Source organism: Geodermatophilus sp. SYSU D00697 (assembly GCF_054050175.1).
Genome location: NZ_JBJGYV010000020.1, coordinates 1 through 19,762 on the forward strand (window position 1 = coordinate 1; position 19,762 = coordinate 19,762).

Consider the following 19,762-nt stretch of genomic DNA (forward strand, 5'->3'; position numbering starts at 1 on the left):
CCACGTTGCCGGCGGCGTCGTAGCGCACCGGGATGCCGCCATCGGCGACCATCGTGCCCACGCCGGTGGGGGTGTAGAACGCCGGGATGCCCGCGCCGCCGGCGCGCAACCGCTCGGCCAGCGTGCCCTGCGGGGTCAGCTCCACCTCCAGCTGCCCGGACAGGTACCGGCGGGCGACCTCCTTGGAACCACCCACGAACGAGGAGATCGTCTTGCGGATCCGCCCGGCGTACAGCAACACCCCCAGTGCGGCGTCATCGACCCCGCAGTTGTTGGAGATCGTCACCAGCTCCGTGGCGCCCTTCTCCAGCAGCGCGTCGATCAACGCGTACGGGATGCCGCACAACCCGAACCCGCCCACCGCCAGCACCGCGCCATCGGGCACGTCGGCCACCGCCTCGACGGCGCTGCCCACCACCTTGTCCATGCAGGAGTCCACCGTCCCGTCCGGGCGGCTGGGACTGCTGCGTCAGGCAGGTCGCCCCAGCTCGCGGATGCCGTCGATCGTCAGGCCGAGCGTAGCCGTGACCCGTTCGTCGGCCGCGCGGGCGGGCAGCCGGGCCGGGTCGGCGGAGCGGACCAGCACGATCGATGCGCCGGCGGCCAGCGGGGCGAGCAACCAGGCCACCGGCCCGGCCTCGGCCGCGGTGCGCTCGTCGACGAGCAGCCGGTCCCCGTCGGTGATGCCGAGCCGGCGGGCCAGCTCGCGGGCGGCGTCCACCAGGCCGCCGAGGGTCAGCTCGAGCTCGCCGAGCAGCAGCCCGGGGGCGCCGGGGTCGGGCCGCTGCCACGGGGTGAAGGCGTCGCCGTGCGCCCGGACCTCGAGCGCGAAGTCCCGCGCCGGCCCGGCATACCCGGCCATGCCCATGCCCAGCGGGTGCAGGGAGAGGCCCAGCAGCTCGGGGAGGTCCTGCTCCTCCAGCGGGGGGAGGCGGTCCTGCGCGGCGAGGACGACGTCGGCGTCGTCGAGCCGTCCCTCGTCCTCGGCGGCCGTGTCGAGCACCGTGGCGCCGCAGGCCCACACCCCGAGCAGCACCGCCGCGGTCTGCCAGTGCACCGGCAGCGCGATCGCCACGGTGCTGCCCGTGGTGACGTCGAACTCGTCCTGGAGCAGGTTGGCCGTCTTCGCCACCCAGTTGGCGAGGGTGGCCGCCGAGAGCTCGACCCGCTCGCCGGTCGCGTCGTCGTAGGCGGTGACCAGCGGCGCGGCGGCGTCCCGGCGCAGCCGCGCGGTGAGCAGGTCGGCCGGGACGTCGCCCATCAGTTGATGCACGTCGTGTCGGCGGCGGTGCGCGCGTCCTTGCCCTCGGTGGCCGGCTCCTCGGCGGCGGCCGGCTGCTGGGTGACCGCCTGGCCGACCCCGGTGAAGTCGGAGCCGAGCACCAGCTGCACGGTGCCTGCCGCAGCGTCGGGGGACACGGTCGCCTTGGCGCCCGGGACCACCTGGAGGAGCGCCCGCGCCCGGGCCTCGTCGCCCGTGGCGTAGCGGACCTCGGTCCGCGTGTAGTCGGTGGAGTCGGCGTTGCCGGTGCCGGCGACGGTGAAGCCCGCACCCTGCAGGCCGGTCGCGGTCTCGCCGGCCAGCCCCGGGGTGCCGGAGCCGTTGAAGACGGTCACGGCGACGTCGGCCGGGGCGGCGGTCTCCGGGGCCTGCTGCTCCTCCGCCGGCTGCTCGGCCTGCTCCTGCGGCTCGGCCGACAGGTCGGCGAAGAACCGGTGGAGGGTGTCGACGTCCTCGAGCCGGAGGATGTAGCGGTCCTGCTCGTCGCGGTCGTCGCCCACGTACGGGACGGTCTGGAAGTCGACGCTGCCCAGGTCCACCGACTGCATCTGCTCGGCGAGCTGGAACAGGTCGAGGTCCTGGTCGACGGTGAGCGAGTTCGACGCCGCCTCGACCAGCTGCCGCTGCTTGCCGAGGTCGAACAGGGTGTCCTCGGAGAGGATCTTGCGGACGACGCCGGCGATGAAGACCTGCTGGCGCACGATCCGGTCGAAGTCGCCGCGGGGCAGGCCGTGGCGCTGGCGGACGAACTTGAGGGCGTCGGCGCCGCTGATCGTCTGGACGCCGGCGGGGAACACCGCACCGGAGTACTTGGTGTCGTTCACCGCGGCGCAGAGGTTGACCTCGACGCCGCCGACCACGGAGCTGAGGTTGAAGAAGCCGAGCAGGTCCACCTCGGCGTAGTGGTCGATCTGCAGGCCGGTGAGCTGGCTGATCGTCTGCACCAGCAGGCGGGACCCGGAGGAGCGCTTGGTCGCCTCGTCGGCGTCGGCCGGGGCGTCGCCGTAGCCGTAGGCGAAGGCGGCGTTGAGCTTGTCGTTGCCGTGGCCGGGGATGGCCACGTAGGAGTCGCGCGGGAACGAGACGAAGGAGGCCTTGGAACCGTCGGCCGGCAGGTGGACCAGGATCATCGTGTCGGTGTTGAGCCCGCTCGAGCCACCGGTGTGGAACTCGTTCTCCTGCTCCGGGGTCAGGCTCTCGCGGCTGTCGCTGCCCACCAGCAGCAGGTTCAGCGCCGACCCGCCCCCGTCGTTGCCGGTCGAGGGGATCGCGTCGGTCCGGGTGACGCTGGCCTCGGCCACCTGGCCCAGGTACCAGCCCCAGCCGCTGCCGCCCAGCAGGGCCACCGACAGCAGGCCGACGAGAACGCGGGTGACGACCGCAGCACGCCGGCCGCTGCGCCCCGGGCCGGTCGCGGCCGCGGCGGGGGCGGACGCCGGACGCTCGGCCCCGGCGCTCTTGCGGGAGGGCCGACCAGCACGGGGGTCCAGCCGCGGCGGCAGCGGGCGGCCGTCGCTGCCGGCCTGCTTGTCGTGCTTCCTCGTCACGGCGTCCTCACTGGTGTCCGATGGGCGCGCCGGGCTCCCCGGGCGGCGTCCGCGTGCTGCGGCGTCCACGCCCCACGACGGGCGGCGGCGCGAGCGATGCTAGCCACCAAAGGGGTGAGACGACCCCGTCCGACACCGACGGTTCGCCGCCTGCGCCACTACCGTGCTCACCGACCGCAGTTGTCACACCACAGGAAGGCCCGGGGCATGCGCATCCTCGTGACGGGGGGAGCCGGCTTCATCGGTTCCCACTACGTCCGGACCCTGCTCACCGGCGGGTACCCCGGCTTCGAGGACGCCGAGGTGACGGTCTTCGACGCGCTGACCTACGCCGGCAACCTCGCCAACCTGGCGCCGGTGGCCGACAGCCCGCGCTACCGGTTCGTGCGGGGTGACATCTGCAGCGCCGCCGACCTCGACGCCGCCCTCCCCGGGCACGACGTCGTCGTGAACTTCGCCGCCGAGTCGCACGTCGACCGCTCCATCTCCGGTGCCTCGCAGTTCGTGCTGACCAACGTGCTCGGCGCCCAGCAGGTCTTCGAGGCCGCGCTGCGGCACGGCGTCGGCCGGGTGGTGCACGTCTCCACCGACGAGGTCTACGGCTCGATCGACGAGGGGTCCTGGACCGAGGGGCACGTCCTCGAGCCGAACTCGCCCTACTCCGCGGCCAAGGCCGGCGGCGACCTCATCGCCCGCGCCTACGCGAAGACCTACGGGCTCGACATCTCGATCACCCGGTGCAGCAACAACTACGGCCCGTACCACTTCCCGGAGAAGGTCATCCCGCTGTTCGTCACGAACCTGCTCGACGGGGAGAAGGTGCCGCTCTACGGCGAGGGCGCCAACGTCCGCGACTGGCTGTTCGTCGACGACCACTGCCGGGGCATCCAGCTGGTGCTGGAGAAGGGCCGGCCGGGGGAGTTCTACAACATCGGCGGCGGGCGGGAGCTGTCCAACCGGGAGCTCACCGAGAAGCTGCTCGAGGCCACCGGCCGCGACTGGAGCTACGTGGAGAACATCGTCGACCCGCGCGGCGGCGGCCACGACCTGCGCTACTCGGTCGACTACTCCAAGACCGCCGGGCTCGGCTACGCCCCGCGGATGTCCTTCGAGGAGGGCCTGGCCCTCACCGTGCAGTGGTACCGGGACAACCGGTCGTGGTGGGAGCCGCTCAAGGCCGCCGCCGCGACGGCGCACGCATGACGACCGCCTGGCTGGTCACCGGCGCGAACGGCCAGCTGGGCCGGGAGCTGCTGGCGGTCCTCGCCGGGCGGCCCGGGGACGCCGTGACGGCGGCGGGCCGGCACGAGGTCGACCTCACCGACGAGCGGCAGCTGCGCACGGCCGTCCGGACCTGGCTGGCCGACGCCCGGTCGCGCGGCTCCCGCGCGGTGGTGCTCAACGCGGCCGCCTACACCGCGGTCGACGCCGCGGAGGACGACGAGGCCACCGCGACCGTGGTCAACGGGTACGCGCCAGGCTGGCTGGCCGAGGAGCTGGCCGGCCGGGGGCGGCTGGTGCACGTCTCCACCGACTACGTCTTCGACGGGACGGCCACCGCGCCCTACCCGGTCGACGCCCCGGTCGCCCCGCGCAGCGCCTACGGGCGGTCCAAGGCGCTGGGGGAGCGGGCCGTGGCCGCGGCCGGCGGCGAGGCCACCGTCGTCCGGACCGCGTGGGTGTACGGGCGGCACGGCACGAACTTCGTCCGGACGATGATGCGGCTCGAGCGGGAGCGGGAGACCGTCAGCGTGGTCGACGACCAGGTCGGCTCGCCCACGTGGTCGGCCGACCTCGCCGCCGGCCTGGTCGCGGCCGGCGCGCGGGAGGAGCCGCTGCCCCCGGTGCTGCACTGCACCAACGCCGGGCACACCTCCTGGCACGGACTGGCCCGGGCGGTGTTCGAGGAGCTGGGCGCCGACCCCGCCCGCGTGCTGCCCACCACCACCGACGCATTCCCGCGGCCCGCGCCGCGGCCGGCCTGGTCGGTCCTTGACCCGGCCTCGTGGCAGGCGGCGGGCCTGCCGCCGATGCGGTCGTGGCGGGCCGCCCTCCACCGCGCGATGCGCACCTTCGACCCGGCACCGGCGGGCTCCCCGGCCGGGTGACCGACCGGTCCGCCACAGGGGAGGGCGGTGTGACCCCTGTGCGCCGTGGGATTGCCGTTTCAGTACGACCGCGTGTCGTGGGCACAAGGTCACCGTCTGCTACCTCGATGCTCTAGGGGACAGCCGGTGGCCCTCCGTGGTCGCCGGACCACGGAACCCTGGAGGACAACTCCTCGTGCGACGCCTCCTCACCGGCTCCCTCGCCTTCGTCGCCTTCACCGGCACCGTCCTCGTGCTGCCGGTCTACGCGTCGCCGGGCCCCGAGGCCGAGCCGGTGGCCACGTCCACCGAGGAGGTGGAGCTGGGGTCGGTCGAGGACCCCGCCCCCCAGGCCGACGTGCAGGAGGGCACCTCCGAACCCGTCGCCGGGGTCGCGGACACCGCGCCCACGCTGACGGTCACGAGGACCGACGTCCCGGAGTTCTCCCTGGTCGGCGTCACCTGGCGGTACGACCCGGCGGTGACCGACACGGTGGTCAAGGTGCGGGTGCAGGACGGCGCCGGTGCGTGGGGCGAGTGGACCGAGGTCGGCATGGAGGACGCCGAGCAGGACCCCGGCGCGGACGCCGACGCCGACGTCCGCGGCGGCACCGCACCGCTGTGGACCGGGCCCAGCACGGGCGTGGAGGCCGAGCTGGTGACGCGCTCGGGAGCCGCTCCCACCGACGTGCAGCTGGACCTGGTCGACCCGGGTGAGAGCGCGGCCGACGGCTCGCTCCGCAGCCCCGACATCCAGGCCACCGCCGACGCGGCGATGGCCATGCCGGCGGTCTACTCGCGGGCCCAGTGGGGAGCCGACGAGTCGATCATGGGGTGGGACCCCGAGTACGCCCCCACGATCAAGGCCGCGACGCTGCACCACACCGCGGACAGCAACAACTACACCGCCGACCAGGTGCCGGCGATCATGCGCTCCATCTACCGCTACCACTCGGTCAGCCGGGGCTGGGGCGACATCGGCTACAACGTGATCGTCGACAAGTTCGGCCGGCTCTGGGAGGGCCGCTACGGAGGGCTGTCCCGTCCGGTCGTCGGTGCCCACGCCGGCGGCTTCAACACCGGGACCTTCGGCGTCTCGATGCTGGGCACCTACGAGAGCGTCACCGTCCCGCAGGCGACGGTGGACGCGGTCGCCGCGGTCATCGGCTGGAAGTTCTCCCTACACGGGGTCGACCCGCGGGGCACCACCGTGCTGACCTCCGGGGGCGGGGGGACCGCCAGGTACAGCGCCGGGACGCGGGTGACGCTGCCGACGATCTTCGGCCATCGGGACGTCGGGAGCACCTCCTGCCCCGGCACGCAGGGGTACGCCCGGCTCGGCGAGATCCGCAACCAGGTGGCGTCGCGGCTGTCCGCCAACTGGAAGCCGATCGCGGACCGGTACGCCAGCGACCCGGGTCTGCGCCAGATGCTCGGCTCGCCGGTCGGGAGCGAGCAGTCCTACGGCAGCGTCCGGTGGCAGGTCTACCAGTACGGTCGCCTCTACTACTCGCCCGTGGGCGGGGTCCGCCTGGTCCGCGGGGCCATCCTCGACACCTACCTCGCCGCCGGTGGTCCGGCGGTGCTCGGCCCGCCGATCTCCGACGACGCGCCGGCGGCAGGCGGTGCCGGTGCCTTCGTCAGCTTCGAGCACGGCGACGTGTACTGGTCGCCGTCCACCGGCACGCAGATCGTCCGCGGGTCGATCCTGACGACCTGGCTGGCGTGGGGCGGCGCGGGCGGGGCGCTCGGCTTCCCGACCACCAGTGACGCCAAGACCCCGGAGGGGAAGGGGTACTTCGTCCGGTTCCAGCGCGGCGGGGTCTACTACTCGCAGGCCACCGGCACGCAGGTGGTGCTGGGCGGGATCCACGACACCTGGCTCGCCGCGGGCGGGACGCGCAGCTCGCTGGGCTTCCCGACGACCAGTGACACCCCGGCGGCCGGCGGGGCCTACGTGCGGTTCCAGGGCGGCGACGTGTACTGGTCACCGTCGACCGGCATCCGGGTGGTGCGCAACGGGATCCTCGCCGCCTACCGCGCCTCGGGCGGGCCGACCGGCCCGCTGGGGTACCCGACCACCAGCCACATCGCCACCCCCGACAAGCGCGGCACGTACGTCCGGTTCCAGAACGGCGGGGTGTACTGGTCGGCGGCGACCGGCGCGCGCGCGGTCGTCGGCTCCATCCACGACACGTGGCTGGGCACGGGCGGTCTGGCCGGGCCGTTGGGCTACCCGACGACGAGCGACACCCCGGCACCGGGCGGGGCCTACGTGCGGTTCCAGGGCGGCGACGTGTACTGGTCGCCCTCGACCGGCACCCGGGTGGTCCGCAACGGGATCCTCGCCGCCTACCGCGCCTCGGGCGGGCCGACCGGTCCGCTCGGCTACCCCACGACCAGCAACACCGCCACCGCGGACAAGGGCGGCTCCTACGTCCGGTTCGAGCACGGCGGGGTGTACTGGTCCGCGGCGACCGGCACGCGGGTCGTGCTCGGGTCCATCCACGACACGTGGCTGGCCACGGGCGGTCCGACCGGTCCGCTGGGCTACCCGACCACCGGTGACACCCCGGCGGCCGGCGGGGCCTACGTGCGCTTCCAGGGCGGCGACGTGTACTGGTCGCCCTCGACCGGCACCCGGGTGGTCCGCAACGGGATCCTCGCGACCTACCGCGCCTCCGGTGGTCCGGCTGGTCCGCTGGGCTACCCCACGACCAGCAACACCGCCACCGCCGACGGGCGCGGCTCCTACGTCCGGTTCCGGGGCGGGGACATCTGGTGGTCCGCCGGGACGGGCACCCGCATCGTGCGGGAGCCGGCCGCCGCGGCCTACCGGGAGATGGGCGGGAGCTCGTCGCGGCTGGGCTTCCCGACGCGGTCGACCTACGCCGTCGGGGCGCTGCAGCGGACCGACTTCCAGCACGGGTCCATGACCGTCGACCCCGCGACGGGCGCCGTCACGACCTCTCCCTGACCTCATCCACCCCGCGGCGCGCGTTGCTCCCCGGACCGACCCGTCACAGCCAGTAGCCTCCCGATCACGGGGACGACAGGTCCGCCGCGCGCCGCTGCGGTGTCCGGTCGGTGGTCCCCGGTCCGGACGCCGATGACCGGCACCACCGTCGGTCGACCTGGGAGCTGCCATGTCCCGCACCACCCGCCGGCGGAGGCCCGTCCTCGTCGTGCTGGCCATGCTCGTCCTCGCCGGAGCCGCCGCGCTGTACCTGTGGCCCCGGCCCGACGACGGTGCGGCCGCGGCCGGGTCCGCCGTGGACGCGGCGCCGTCGGCAACGGCGCCGTCGACCGGTGGACCGGCCGCCGACACGTCCTCCGCCCCGTCGACCGAGCCGTCCGCCGAGCCGGCCGAGGACGACGCGGCCGAGGCCGACCCGGTGGCCACCGAGGAGCCGGCCGAGCAGACCCCGCAGCCGCTGGAGTCGTCCAGCCCGGCCCCGGCCGGTCCGGCCGCAGTGGGCGTGGTGCTCACCTACTCGGGCTGGGACCCATCGGCAGGGGCCGTGGTCGTGGGCGGCTACGCCGACGTCCTCGAGGACGGCGGCACCTGCACGCTCACGCTGACGCGGGGCGACGTCGTCCTGACCGGGGAGTCCACCGCCACCGCCGACGTGACGACCACCAGCTGCGGCGAGCTGCGTGTGTCCGACGGGGCCCTGACCTCGGGCCCCTGGCAGGCCGTGGTGTCCTACCGCTCGGCCGGGTACGAGGGGCAGTCCGACGCCGGCGAGGTGGTCGTGCCGTGAGGCTGCGGCTCCGGCTGGCCACCGCGTCCCTGTTCGTCCTCGGCCTGGCCTTCGTCTTCGCCGTCGGTTCCTCGCCGCAGCAGCCGGACCTGACCGAGTCCGCGAACCTCGACCTCTTCAACCCGGGCAACATCATCAGCGACGGGGTCTTCTACAACTCCTCGACGATGAGCACCGCGGAGGTGCAGTCCTTCCTCCAGACCAAGGGGAGCGGCTGCTCGGGCAGCTACTGCCTGAAGACCTACCGCCAGGACACCTGGACGCGCGCCAAGGACAGCTCCTGCGCGGGCTACCAGGGCGTGGCCGGCGAGACGGCCGCGCAGATCCTGTCCAAGGTCGCGCGCTCGTGCGGGGTCAACCCGCAGGTGCTGCTGGTGATCCTGCAGAAGGAGCAGTCACTGGTCACCGCGACGGCGCCCACCAGCGCCCGGCTGCGCAGCGCGATGGGCTACGGGTGCCCGGACACGGCACCGTGCGACGCCCAGTACTACGGCTTCTACAACCAGGTCTTCAGTGCCGCCCACCGGTTCAAGGAGTACCGCGCCGACCCGTCGCGGTGGAACCACCGGGCCGGCGTCACCGTGAACGTCCGCTACCACCCCAACGCCGCGTGCGGGACCCTGCCGGTCTACATCCAGAACCAGGCGACGGCGGGGCTGTACAACTACACCCCCTACACGCCCAACAAGGCCGCGCTCGCCGCCGGGTACGGCGAGGGCGACGCGTGCTCCGCGTACGGCAACCGGAACTTCTTCCAGTACTTCGTCGACTGGTTCGGCAGCACCCAGTCCTCGGGCGGTGCGGCCATCGTGGAGAAGTACGACTCCCTCAAGGCCTCCGGCATCGACCTGGCCGGCGCCACGTCCGAGGTGACCTGCAACCTGCCCTACGGCGGGTGCTGGCGGGCCTACCAGGGCGGCACGATCTTCTGGCACCGCGACAGCGGCGCCCACGTCGTCCGGGGCGCGATCCTGGCGCACTACTGGACCCTCGGTGGCCCGGCCAACATCGGCTACCCGGTCGGGGACGACACGGCGGCGCCGTGGAACTCCGGCTGGTACACCGACTTCCAGGGCGGCTCGATCTACTGGTCGGCCGCGACGGGGGCGCACGACGTGCGGGGCGCGATCCGCGACCGGTGGCGGGCCTGGGGCGCGCAGGCCGGTGCGCTCGGCTACCCGGTCGGCAACGACACCCGTGTCGCGCACGGGTACAAGTCCGACTTCCAGGGCGGCTCGATCTACTGGTCGGCCGACACCGGGGCCCACGTCGTCCGAGGAGCGATCCGGGACGTCTTCCTCGACGGTGGCGGCCCGGTGTGGCTCGGCTTCCCGACCATCGACGACGGGCCCACCAAGGCCCAGGACGGCGCCTACGCGGACTTCGCCGGTGGGTCGATCTACTGGTCGCCCGACACCGGGGCGCACGTCGTGCGCGGCGCGATCCTCACGCGCTGGCGGGCGCTGGGGGCCGAGGCCGGTGCGCTCGGCTACCCGACCGGGGACGACGCGGCGACGCGCGGTGCCGCCGGGTTCCTCACCTCGTTCGAGGGCGGGACCATCTACTGGTCGCAGTCCACCGGCGCCCGGGTCGTGCGCGGCCCGGTGCTCGCGAAGTACGTCGCGGCCGGGGGCCCGGCGACGCTGGGCTTCCCGTCGGCCGACGACGTCGCCGCGGCCGGGGGCGGACGGCTGCTGCGCCTGCCCCACACGGTGATCGCCTGGTCGCCGTCCACGGGGGCACACGTGGTGCGCAACGGGATCCTGGCGCGCTGGCAGGCCCTCGGCGGCGAGGGTGGGGCGCTGGGGTACCCGACGAGCGACCAGACCGGCACCCCGGGGGCCGCCGGGTCGTCCACCCGGTTCACCGGCGGCACGATCTACTGGTCGCAGGCCACCGGTGAGCGCGTGGTCCGCGGCGCAGTGCTCCAGAAGTACGTCGCTCTCGGCGGGCCGGCGGCGCTGGGCTTCCCGAAGACCGACGACGTCGCCGCGTCCGGCGGAGGCCGCAAGGTGGAGCTGCAGCGCGGGGCGATCTACTGGTCGTCGTCGACCGGGGCGCACGTGGTGCGCAACGGCATCCTGGCGACCTGGCGGGCCTGGGGCGCGGAGGCCGGCGAGCTGGGCTACCCGACCTCCGACCACGCCGGGACGCCGGGGGCCGTCGGGTCGTTCGCGCAGTTCCGCGGCGGGTCGATCTACTGGTCCCAGGCGACCGGGGAGCGCGTCGTGCGAGGGGCGATCCTCGAGCGCTACGTCGCGTTCGGCGGCCCCCGGGTGCTGGGCTTCCCCAAGACCCACGACGTCCCCGCCGCCGGGGGCGGGGCCAAGGTGGAGCTGCAGCGCGGGGCGATCTACTGGTCGGCCTCGACCGGGGCGCACGTGGTGCGCAACGGCATCCTCGCGACCTGGCGGGCCCGCGGGGCCGAGGCCGGCGAGCTGGGCTACCCGACCTCCGACCACGCCGGGACGCCGGGGGCCGCCGGGTCGTTCGCGCAGTTCCGCGGCGGCTCGATCTACTGGTCCCAGGCGACCGGGGAGCGCGTGCTGCGCGGGGCGGTCCTGCAGAGGTACGTCGCCGCCGGCGGGCCCCGCGTGCTCGGCTTCCCGACCACCGACGACGTGGCGGCCGGCAGCGGACGGAAGGTCACCCTGACCGGTGGTGCCATCTACTGGTCGCAGGCGACCGGGGCGCAGGTCGTCCTGGGCGCCGCCGCGACGGAGTACGCCCGGCTGGGAGCCCAGGCCTCCTACCTCGGGTTCCCCGTGTCCTCGACGACGGTCAGCGGCAGCGAGACCCGCACCCAGTTCCAGGGCGGCTACGTCCTCGTGGACCACGAGGGGAGGGCGACCGCCCACCGCAACTCGTGACCGCCCGCCCCGTGGCGCCCGCCCGGCTCACCTCGAGCCGGACGGGCGCCGCGGGCGTTCCCGGGGCCGTCGTCCTCCTCTCGGCCGGGGCCGCATCAGGAGCAGGCGGGCGGGTGTGACGGATGGGGTCCCGTACCGGTCGGGATCCGGCCCCCACAGGGGGACACGGTTATGCTGCTGTTATCGACACCGGCCGTGGGGCGTGCAGCGCCGCCGTGGCCGGTGGGTGGTCCGTGTCCGGCGAGACGCCGCGGAGCACGGGCCCGTCATGCCGTCGTCCTGAGGACTGCAGATCTCAATGACCACCACTTCCGCCGAGCCCACCACCGGCGGCGAGGCCCCCACGCTGGACCTCGCCAGCCTGGCGCAGCGGGTGCTGACCCTGCCCCCGGCCCTGGGTCTGCCGGTCGAGCTGTACGCCAAGGAGGTGCAGGGGCGGGTCCACCCCGAGCGGACCTCGTTCACCCTCGACCCGCACTCGGCGCTCACGACCAACACCTACTTCGGCCGGGTGCCCGCCTCCTACTGGCAGCGCTGGACCGGCGTCACTGAGATGACGTTCGAGGCGGAGTTCACCGGCGAGGGCGTCATCGAGCTGTTCGCCAGCGACTTCAGCGGCGAGAGCCGGACCGTGGGCGGCCAGGAGCTGCGCGGCTCGGGTCGGGTCGCGCTCCCCGTCGCGGTCGACAAGTTCGTCGACGGAGGGGCCATCTGGGCCGACTTCCGGTCCGGCGAGGGCAGCCTCACGGTCACGTCGGCGCGGTGGACGATCCCGCACCCCCCGCGGCCGCGGAAGACCGCCGTCGTGATCTGCACGCACAACCGGCCCGACGACTGCATCAAGACCCTCCAATCGATCGCCGCGGACCTCCCGGCCCTCGACGAGCTGGACACCGTCTACGTCGTCGACCAGGGCGACAAGCGCGTCTCCGCGCACCCCGGCTTCGAGCAGGTCTCCGCGGCCCTGACCGGCCGGCTGCGCTACATCACCCAGGCCAACCTGGGCGGCGCCGGCGGGTTCACCCGGGGCATGTACGAGATCGCCGAGGTCCAGGCCGAGCAGCACGCCAACGTCCTGTTCATGGACGACGACATCATCCTCGAGCCCGAGTCGATCATCCGGCTGACCGCGTTCGCCAACTCGGCGCGGCAGCCGATCATCGTGGGCGCCCAGATGCTCTACGCCCTGCACCCCAAGCGGCTGCACACCGGGGCGGAGTACGCCGACCTGAACACCCTCGAGGCGGGCAAGGTCGTGAGCGGCGCGCTCTGGAACGAGGACATGACCGAGGAGAACCAGGAGCGCCGCGTCGACGCGGTCTACAACGCCTGGTGGAGCGCCATCCTCCCCTCGGAGATCGTCTCGGCCACCGGCTACCCCCTGCCCGTGTTCTTCCAGTGGGACGACATCGAGTACGGCTACCGGGCCCGGGAGAACGGCTTCACCACCGTCACGCTGCCCGGCGCCGGCGTCTGGCACGCGGACTTCACCTGGAAGGACCAGGACGACTGGGCGCGGTACTTCAGCGTCCGCAACGGCCTGATCACCGCGGCCCTGCACTCCGACTTCTCCGGCAAGGGCCTGGGCCGGGTGCTCTTCGGCCGGATCACGGCCTTCGTCACGGCGATGCAGTACGGCCTGGCCGCCACGGTCATCAAGGGCATCGAGGACTTCCTCGCCGGTCCCGAGCTGCTGCGCGACGGCGGCCAGGAGGCCCTCAGCGAGGTGCGTGAGCTGCGCAAGGCCTATCCGGAGACCGTGCGGCACTCCGCCTCCGACGTCCCCGGCATGTCGCTGCGCGGCGAGGCCACCGAGCGCGCCCTGCCGCACCCGTCGATGCTCAAGGCCGTCCTGGCCAAGCGCCTCCTCCAGCAGCTCACCGGTCGCACCACCGGGGCGGCGGCGGTTCCCCTCGAGGACTCGCACTGGTGGCACGTCTCCCGGTTCACGAAGGTCGTCGTGACCGACGCCTCCCAGGAGGGCGTGCGGATCCGGCAGTTCGACCGGGACACCGGCCTGCGGCTCCTCCGCGAGGGCGCGGCGGCCTGCTACCGGCTGGCCCGGCAGGGCCCGGCCGTGGCCGCCCGCTACCGCGAGGCGCTGCCCGAGCTGACCAGCCGGGAGAACTGGCGGCGGTTGTTCGACGGCGGGACCGAGTAGGCGCCGGCATGTCGACGAGCGGCACCACGAGCACGGCCACGGCCCCGGAGATCCCGCCGCACGTCCGGCCCCCCGGCCGCGACTTCCGCTCCGCCTTCCGCGACCTCGGCCGCGGCTGGTCCCAGCGGGAGCTGTGGCTGCAGCTGGGCTGGCAGGACATCCGCCAGCGTTACCGGCGCTCGGTCCTCGGCCCGATGTGGATCACCATCAGCATGGCGGTCACGGCCGTCGCGCTCGGGATCCTCTACTCGGGGCTGTTCGGCATCGAGCTGGCGACGCTGCTGCCCCACGTCCTCGTCGGGATGATCGTCTGGGGTTTCATCTCCGGCTGCATCTCCGAGGGGTCGGAGGTGTTCGTCGCCAACTCCGGGCTGATCACGCACCTCCCGGCACCGATCAGCATCCACGTGTACCGGCTGGTGTGGCGGCAGACGCTGTTCTTCGTCCACAACCTGATCGTCTACGCGGTCATGCTCGTGGTGTTCCCGCAGCCGCTGCGGTGGACCGACCTGTCGGCCTTCCTGGCCTTCGGGCTGCTGGTCGTCAACGGCATGTGGGTGGCGCTGCTCATCGGCATCGTCAGCACCCGGTTCCGCGACCTGCCGCCGGTGACGCAGAGCGTCGTCCAGCTGCTGTTCTTCCTGACCCCGATCGTCTGGATGTACGACGTCCTGCTGGAGAACCCGGCCGTCGCCGAGCGGGCCCGCCTCGTGGAGCTCAACCCGCTGTTCCACTTCGTGGAGATCATCCGCCGCCCGATGCTGGGCCAGGACCAGGAGTGGCGCACCTGGTTCATCGTCATCGGGATCGCCGTGGTCGGCTGGGCCCTGACCTTGCTGGTCATGCGTCGCTATCGCAGCCGCGTCGCGTACTGGGTCTGAGGAGGACGCCACCATGGTCAGCATCGACGTCCGCGACGCGAGCGTGGACTTCCCCATCTTCGACGCCAAGTCCCGGTCGCTGAAGCACACCGTGCTCGGTGTGGTCGGTGGCAACGTGGCGGCCAACGAGCGCAAGGTCGTCGTCATCGAGGCCCTGCAGAACATCAACCTGCACCTCCAGGAGGGCGACCGGCTGGCGCTCGTCGGCCACAACGGCGCCGGCAAGTCCACGCTGTTGCGGCTGCTGTCGGGGATCTACGAGCCCACTGGCGGTCAGGCGCTGGTCAACGGGCGGGTCGCCCCGGTGTTCGACCTGGGTGTGGGGATGGACCCGGAGATCTCCGGGCTGGAGAACATCATCGTCCGGGGTCTGTTCCTCGGGATGAGCCGCAAGCAGATGGAGGCCCGCGTCGACGACATCGCGGAGTTCACCGAGCTGGGGAACTTCCTGCAGATGCCGCTGCGCACCTACTCCACGGGCATGCGGGTGCGGCTGGCCCTCGGCGTCGTCACGAGCATCGACCCGGAGATCCTGCTGCTCGACGAGGGCATCGGCGCGGTCGACGCGACGTTCCTCGAGCGGGCCAAGGGGCGGCTGAAGGACCTCGTGGACCGTGCCGGGCTCCTGGTCTTCGCCTCGCACTCGAACGACCTGCTCCAGCAGTTGTGCACCTCGGCGCTGTGGATGGAGCACGGCACGATCAAGCAGCACGGCCCGCTCGACGAGGTCCTCGACGCCTACAAGGGCCGCGAGCACGCGCCCTCGGGGGGCTGAGTGACCGCGGGGGGACAGCGCGCCGGGGGACCGGACACCGACCGGGTCGTCGCGGTCATCGTCACCCGGCACCGGCCCGAGTCGCTGGCGGAGGCGCTCAAGGCGCTCGCCGTCCAGACCCGGCCGGTCGACTCCGTGGTCGTCGTCGACAACGGGCCCGACCAGCCGGCCGAGGAGGTCGTCCGCGCCAGCGAGCTGCCGCACACCTACCTGCTCTCGCAGGCCAACCTCGGCGGGGCGGGCGGCTTCGCCCTCGGCATGCTCACCGCCCTCGCCGAGGGCGCCGACTGGATCTGGTGCGCCGACGACGACGGCCGTCCCGCGGACGAGCACGTCCTGGCGACCCTGCTCGCCGTCGCGCGCGAGCGGGGCCTGGCCGAGGTGTCGCCGGCGGTCGCGGACATCGACGCGCCGGAGAGCTTCGCCTTCCCCGTGCGGACCGGGCTGCGGTGGAAGGGGGAGCGGTCCGGCCTCGGCGGGGAGGACTTCCTGCCGGGCTACGCCTCGCTGTTCAACGGCGCGCTGTTCGCCGCCGGCACGCTGAGCCGGGTCGGCGTCCCGGACCTGCGCCTGTTCGCCCGCGGCGACGAGACCGAGATCCACCGCCGCCTGGTGCGGGCGGGGCTGCCCTTCGGCACCGCGCTGCGCGCGGTCTACCTGCACCCCAACGGCCGGGACGAGTTCCAGCCGATCCTCGGTGGTCGGCTCTCCGCGCAGTACCCCGAGTCCGCCTGGAAGCGGTTCTACACCTACCGCAATCGCGGCTACCTGATGCGCCAGCCGGGGATGCGCTGGCTGTTCCCCCTGGAGCTGGTCCGCTTCAGCTGGTTCTTCCTGGTCACGCGGCGGGACCCGGCAGGGTGGCGCGAGTGGCTGCGGCTGGTGCGCGCCGGCCGGCGGGAGCGCTTCACCCCCGCCGGCTGAGGCCCGGGACCCCGCACCGACCACGGTCGGCACGGGGTCCCGGGGCCCGCTGGAGGGCAGGGGGTCCTTCCTCAGTCCTCCAGGCGGCCGTCGAGCGAGCCCCCGCGGTCGAAGTACGGGCGGATCCGGTTGTCGAACATGGTCAGCGCCGAGCCGATGGCCATGTGCATGTCCAGGTACTTGTAGGTGCCCAGCCGGCCCCCGAACAGGACGTGCTTCTCCGCGGCCTCCTTCTTCGCCAGCTCGCGGTAGCGGTCCAGCTTGGCGCGGTCCTCGGGGGTGTTGATCGGGTAGTAGGGCTCGTCGCCGGTCTGCGCGAACCGCGAGTACTCGCGGACGACCACGGTCTTGTCCGTGGGGTAGTCGCGCTCCGGGTGGAAGTGCCGGAACTCGTGGATCCGGGTGTAGGGCACGTCCTCGTCGGCGTAGTTCATGACCGACGTCCCCTGGAAGTCGCCGATCGGCAGGACCTCGGTCTCGAAGTCCAGCGTCCGCCACCCGAGCTCGCCGGCCTCGTAACCGAAGTACTTGTCGATCGGCCCGGTGAAGACCGTCGGGACGTCCTGGGGCAGGTCGTCCCGGACGTCGAAGTAGTCGGTGGACAGCCGCACCTCGATGTTCGGGTGGTCGGCCATCCGGGTCAGCCAGGCGGTGTAGCCGTCGACCGGCAGGCCCTCGTAGGTGTCGTTGAAGTACCGGTTGTCGAACGTGTACCGGACAGGGAGGCGGGCGATGACCGCGGCCGGGAGCTCGGTCGGGTCGGTCTGCCACTGCTTCTTGGTGTACCCGCGGATGAAGGCCTCGTAGAGCGGGCGGCCGATCAGCGAGATCGCCTTCTCCTCCAGGTTGGCGGCCTCGGCCGTGTCGATCTCGCCGGACTGCTCGGCGACCAGGGCCCGGGCCTCTTCGGGGGAGAAGCTGCGGCCGAAGTACTGGCAGATCGTGGCCAGGTTGATCGGCAGCGAGTAGGTCTTGCCGTCGTAGATGCTGAACACCCTGTGCTGGTAGTTCGTGAACTCGGTGAACTGGTTCACGTACTCCCACACCCGCTGGTTGGAGGTGTGGAACAGGTGGGCGCCGTAGACGTGCACCTCGATCCCGGTCTCCGGCTCGGGCGCGGAGTAGGCGTTGCCCCCGATGTGGTCGCGCCGGTCGAGGACGAGGACCCGCTTGTCCAGCTGGCTGGCCACCCGCTCGGCGACCGTGAGGCCGAAGAACCCGGAGCCGACGACGACGAGATCAGGACTGGGTGAAGTCACGCCTCGCGACTGTACCGGCGGACGGTGCGCCGACCGGCCCGCGGCGGGGGTGGGCGGGCCCCGTGCGACGGACGCGTCCGCCTCCGTCACAACCGTCCCAGGCGTCCGGCACCTCGCCCCCGGCAGCCGCCTCCCCGTGCTGCCACGGGCGCGGGGGAGGGGACTCTAGGGTGCTCGACGTGAGTCCACGCTCGGGAGCCGAGACCCTGCGGGTGGTCGTGGTGACCTACTCGCCCGGAGAGGCCCTCGAGGGCTTCCTCGACTCCCTGGCGGAGGCGACGACGCGGCCGCTCGAGGTGGTGCTGGCCGACAACGGCTCCACCGACGGGGCCCCGGAGCGGGCGGTGGAGCGCCACCCGGGGGTCCGGCTGCTGCGCACCGGGGGCAACGTCGGCTACGGCGCGGCGGTGAACATGGCGCTGGCCGGCCTGACCGAAGGCCACGCGATCGTGGCCAACCCCGACGTCCGCTTCGCCCGCGGGGCGATCGACGAGCTGCTCGCGGTCGCCGCGCGCTGGCCCCGGGCCGGCACGGTCGGCCCGGCGATCCTGACCCCGGCCGGCGACCTCTACCCGTCGGCGCGGGACCTGCCGCGGCTGTCCACCGGCGCCGGGCACGCGCTGCTCGGCTGGGTCTGGCCCGGCAACCCCTGGACGGCGAGCTACCGCCGCGAACGCGAGGCGCCGCAGGAGCGACCGGCCGGGTGGCTGTCCGGGTCGTGCCTGCTCGTGGACCTCGAGGCGTTCTGGTCGGTCGGGGGCTTCGACCCCGGCTACTTCATGTACTTCGAGGACGTCGACCTCGCCGAGCGGATGGGCCGGCGGGGGTGGCTGCACGTCTACGCGCCGTCGGCCGTCGTCGTGCACGAGGGCGGGCACAGCACCCGGCGGGAACCCGGGCGGATGCTGCGGGTGCACCACGAGAGCGCGCTGCGCTACATGTCCCGGCAGTACCCGGGCTGGCGGTACGCCCCCCTGCGGCTCCTCCTGCGGGGCGGGCTGTCGGCGAGGCTGCTCCTCTCGCACGTCAACGGCCGGATCGTCAGCGGGGCGACCTTCGTCCGCCGACTCGATCCACCGGAGGTGCCCGGCCGGGCGGACCGCCGGTGAGGCACGCGGTCGTCATGGCCGGGGGCTCGGGCACCCGGCTGTGGCCGCTGTCCCGCGCCGGCCGGCCCAAGCAGCTGCTCGACGTCGTCGCCGGGGACGGCGGGTCGACGCACAGCCTGCTCGCCGAGGCGTTCGGCCGGCTGGAGACGGTGCTGCCGGCCGAGCGCATCTGGGTGTGCACCGCCGCGCGGTACGGCGCCCAGGTGCGCGCCGCCCTCCCGCGGCTGCGCCCGGACCGGCTGGTGCTCGAGCCGGTCGCCCGCGACACCGCCAACGCCGTCGGCCTGGCCGCGGCGCTGGTCGCCGACGTCGACCCCGACGCCGAGCTCGCCGTCGTCAGCGCCGACCACGTCATCCGGCCGGTCGAGCGGTTCGCCGCGGCGCTGGAGACCGCCTTCGACGCCCTGGCCGCCCGGCCGCACGCGCTGGTCACCCTCGGCATCCGGCCCACCGCGCCGGCGACCGGGTTCGGGTACGTCCAGAAGGGCGCGGCCACCGAGGTCCCCGGGGTCGCCGAGGCCGCGGCGTTCCGCGAGAAGCCCGACCGCGCCACCGCCGAGGAGTACCTGGCCTCGGGGCGGTACCTGTGGAACTCGGGCATGTTCGTCTGGCGGGCGCGGACGGTGCTCGACGCGCTCGCCGAGCACCTGCCCGAGAGCGCCGACGGGCTCGCCCGCGTCCTCGCCGTCCCCGCCGGCGCCCAGCGGGACGCCGTCCTGGCCGAGGTGTTCCCCACGCTGCCGAAGACCAGCATCGACTACGCCGTCCTGGAGCCGGCGGCCACCGAGCCGGGCCGGGTGCTGGTGGCCGACCTCGACGTCGACTGGCTCGACGTCGGCTCGTGGCCGGCGTTGGCCGCCACCCTCGAGACGGTGGAGGGGAACGCGGTGCGCGGCCTGGCCGTGACCCTCGACAGCGCGGGCAACATCGTCTTCAGCGACGACCCCGAGCACCTGGTCGCCATCGTCGGGGTGCGCGACAGCGTCGTCGTCCACACCGCCGACGTCACGATGGTCTGCCCGGTGGCCGATGCCGAACGGGTCAAGCAGCTCCTGGCGGTGGTGGAGGAGCGACACGGGTCCCGGTTCAGCTGAAGGAGGACC

15 protein-coding genes are annotated in these 19,762 nt (G+C 73.4%); 11 read left to right on the forward strand and 4 right to left on the reverse strand.

Features of this window, described 5'->3' with window-relative positions; all coding sequences use genetic code 11:
• The 3 genes from ACI79C_RS17130 to ACI79C_RS17140 form a co-directional block, all read right to left on the reverse strand.
• On the reverse strand, positions 1-427 hold a 427-nt coding region (locus ACI79C_RS17130), incomplete at its 3' end, for a CoA transferase subunit A (RefSeq protein WP_456946875.1).
• Positions 428-469: 42 nt separating this feature from the next.
• Positions 470-1,261: a TIGR03089 family protein gene (locus ACI79C_RS17135; protein ID WP_456946876.1), complete on the reverse strand. Its 792-nt coding sequence runs from the start codon at positions 1,259-1,261 to the stop codon at positions 470-472.
• Positions 1,261-2,829 (reverse strand): LCP family protein, encoded by a 1,569-nt coding sequence (locus ACI79C_RS17140; protein WP_456946877.1) that lies wholly within the window; start codon positions 2,827-2,829, stop codon positions 1,261-1,263. The genes ACI79C_RS17135 and ACI79C_RS17140 overlap by 1 nt, the downstream gene beginning before the upstream one ends.
• A gap of 207 nt (positions 2,830-3,036) precedes the next feature.
• Between ACI79C_RS17140 and rfbB the strand changes: the two genes are divergently transcribed.
• The 9 genes from rfbB (at position 3,037) to glfT1 (ending at position 16,291) form a co-directional block, all read left to right on the forward strand.
• Positions 3,037-4,032 carry a dTDP-glucose 4,6-dehydratase gene (gene rfbB, locus ACI79C_RS17145; protein ID WP_456946878.1) on the forward strand — a complete coding sequence of 332 codons (996 nt, stop codon included), beginning with the start codon at positions 3,037-3,039 and terminating at the stop codon, positions 4,030-4,032.
• Positions 4,029-4,937, forward strand: coding sequence for a dTDP-4-dehydrorhamnose reductase (gene rfbD, locus ACI79C_RS17150; RefSeq protein ID WP_456946879.1), 909 nt, complete (start codon positions 4,029-4,031; stop codon positions 4,935-4,937). The genes rfbB and rfbD overlap by 4 nt, the downstream gene beginning before the upstream one ends.
• A 175-nt stretch (positions 4,938-5,112) precedes the next feature.
• A complete protein-coding gene (locus ACI79C_RS17155) occupies positions 5,113-7,893 on the forward strand; it encodes an N-acetylmuramoyl-L-alanine amidase (protein WP_456946880.1) in 2,781 nt (926 codons plus the stop codon).
• A gap of 169 nt (positions 7,894-8,062) precedes the next feature.
• Positions 8,063-8,680 (forward strand): hypothetical protein, encoded by a 618-nt coding sequence (locus ACI79C_RS17160; protein WP_456946881.1) that lies wholly within the window; start codon positions 8,063-8,065, stop codon positions 8,678-8,680.
• On the forward strand, positions 8,677-11,550 hold the full coding sequence (locus tag ACI79C_RS17165; RefSeq protein WP_456946882.1) for a hypothetical protein: 2,874 nt from the start codon (positions 8,677-8,679) through the stop codon (positions 11,548-11,550). Before ACI79C_RS17160 ends, ACI79C_RS17165 begins: the two co-directional genes overlap by 4 nt.
• 298 nt (positions 11,551-11,848) lie before the next feature.
• Positions 11,849-13,711, forward strand: coding sequence for a glycosyltransferase (locus tag ACI79C_RS17170; RefSeq protein ID WP_456946883.1), 1,863 nt, complete (start codon positions 11,849-11,851; stop codon positions 13,709-13,711).
• Positions 13,712-13,719: 8 nt separating this feature from the next.
• Positions 13,720-14,592 carry a galactan export ABC transporter permease subunit Wzm/RfbD gene (wzm, locus tag ACI79C_RS17175; protein ID WP_456946884.1) on the forward strand — a complete coding sequence of 291 codons (873 nt, stop codon included), beginning with the start codon at positions 13,720-13,722 and terminating at the stop codon, positions 14,590-14,592.
• A gap of 13 nt (positions 14,593-14,605) precedes the next feature.
• A complete protein-coding gene (gene wzt / locus ACI79C_RS17180) occupies positions 14,606-15,367 on the forward strand; it encodes a galactan export ABC transporter ATP-binding subunit Wzt/RfbE (protein WP_456946885.1) in 762 nt (253 codons plus the stop codon).
• Complete coding sequence (gene glfT1 / locus ACI79C_RS17185; protein ID WP_456946886.1) at positions 15,368-16,291, forward strand: galactofuranosyltransferase GlfT1; 924 nt, start codon at positions 15,368-15,370, stop codon at positions 16,289-16,291.
• Between the two features lie 71 nt (positions 16,292-16,362).
• Here the strand turns inward: glfT1 and glf are convergent, their stop codons facing one another.
• The gene (glf, locus tag ACI79C_RS17190) at positions 16,363-17,550 is read right to left on the reverse strand and encodes a UDP-galactopyranose mutase (protein ID WP_456946887.1); all 1,188 of its coding nucleotides are present in this window, start codon (positions 17,548-17,550) and stop codon (positions 16,363-16,365) included.
• 179 nt (positions 17,551-17,729) lie between these two features.
• On the opposite strand from glf, the gene ACI79C_RS17195 reads away from it, so the two are divergent.
• Together ACI79C_RS17195 and ACI79C_RS17200 are read left to right on the forward strand one after the other, a co-directional pair.
• Positions 17,730-18,659, forward strand: coding sequence for a glycosyltransferase family 2 protein (locus ACI79C_RS17195; RefSeq protein WP_456946888.1), 930 nt, complete (start codon positions 17,730-17,732; stop codon positions 18,657-18,659).
• Positions 18,656-19,753, forward strand: coding sequence for a mannose-1-phosphate guanylyltransferase (locus ACI79C_RS17200; RefSeq protein WP_456946889.1), 1,098 nt, complete (start codon positions 18,656-18,658; stop codon positions 19,751-19,753). The genes ACI79C_RS17195 and ACI79C_RS17200 overlap by 4 nt, the downstream gene beginning before the upstream one ends.
• Positions 19,754-19,762: the final 9 nt, after the last annotated feature.

Excerpts from the sequence above, each read along its gene's own strand:
- wzt (WP_456946885.1), top strand. The coding sequence starts at position 14,606 with ATGGTCAGCATCGACGTCCGCGACGCGAGCGTGGACTTCCCCATCTTC.
- ACI79C_RS17160 (WP_456946881.1), top strand. The coding sequence starts at position 8,063 with ATGTCCCGCACCACCCGCCGGCGGAGGCCCGTCCTCGTCGTGCTGGCC.
- wzm (WP_456946884.1), top strand. The coding sequence starts at position 13,720 with ATGTCGACGAGCGGCACCACGAGCACGGCCACGGCCCCGGAGATCCCG.
- ACI79C_RS17170 (WP_456946883.1), top strand. The coding sequence starts at position 11,849 with ATGACCACCACTTCCGCCGAGCCCACCACCGGCGGCGAGGCCCCCACG.
- ACI79C_RS17135 (WP_456946876.1), bottom strand. The coding sequence starts at position 1,261 with ATGGGCGACGTCCCGGCCGACCTGCTCACCGCGCGGCTGCGCCGGGAC.
- rfbB (WP_456946878.1), top strand. The coding sequence starts at position 3,037 with ATGCGCATCCTCGTGACGGGGGGAGCCGGCTTCATCGGTTCCCACTAC.
- rfbD (WP_456946879.1), top strand. The coding sequence starts at position 4,029 with ATGACGACCGCCTGGCTGGTCACCGGCGCGAACGGCCAGCTGGGCCGG.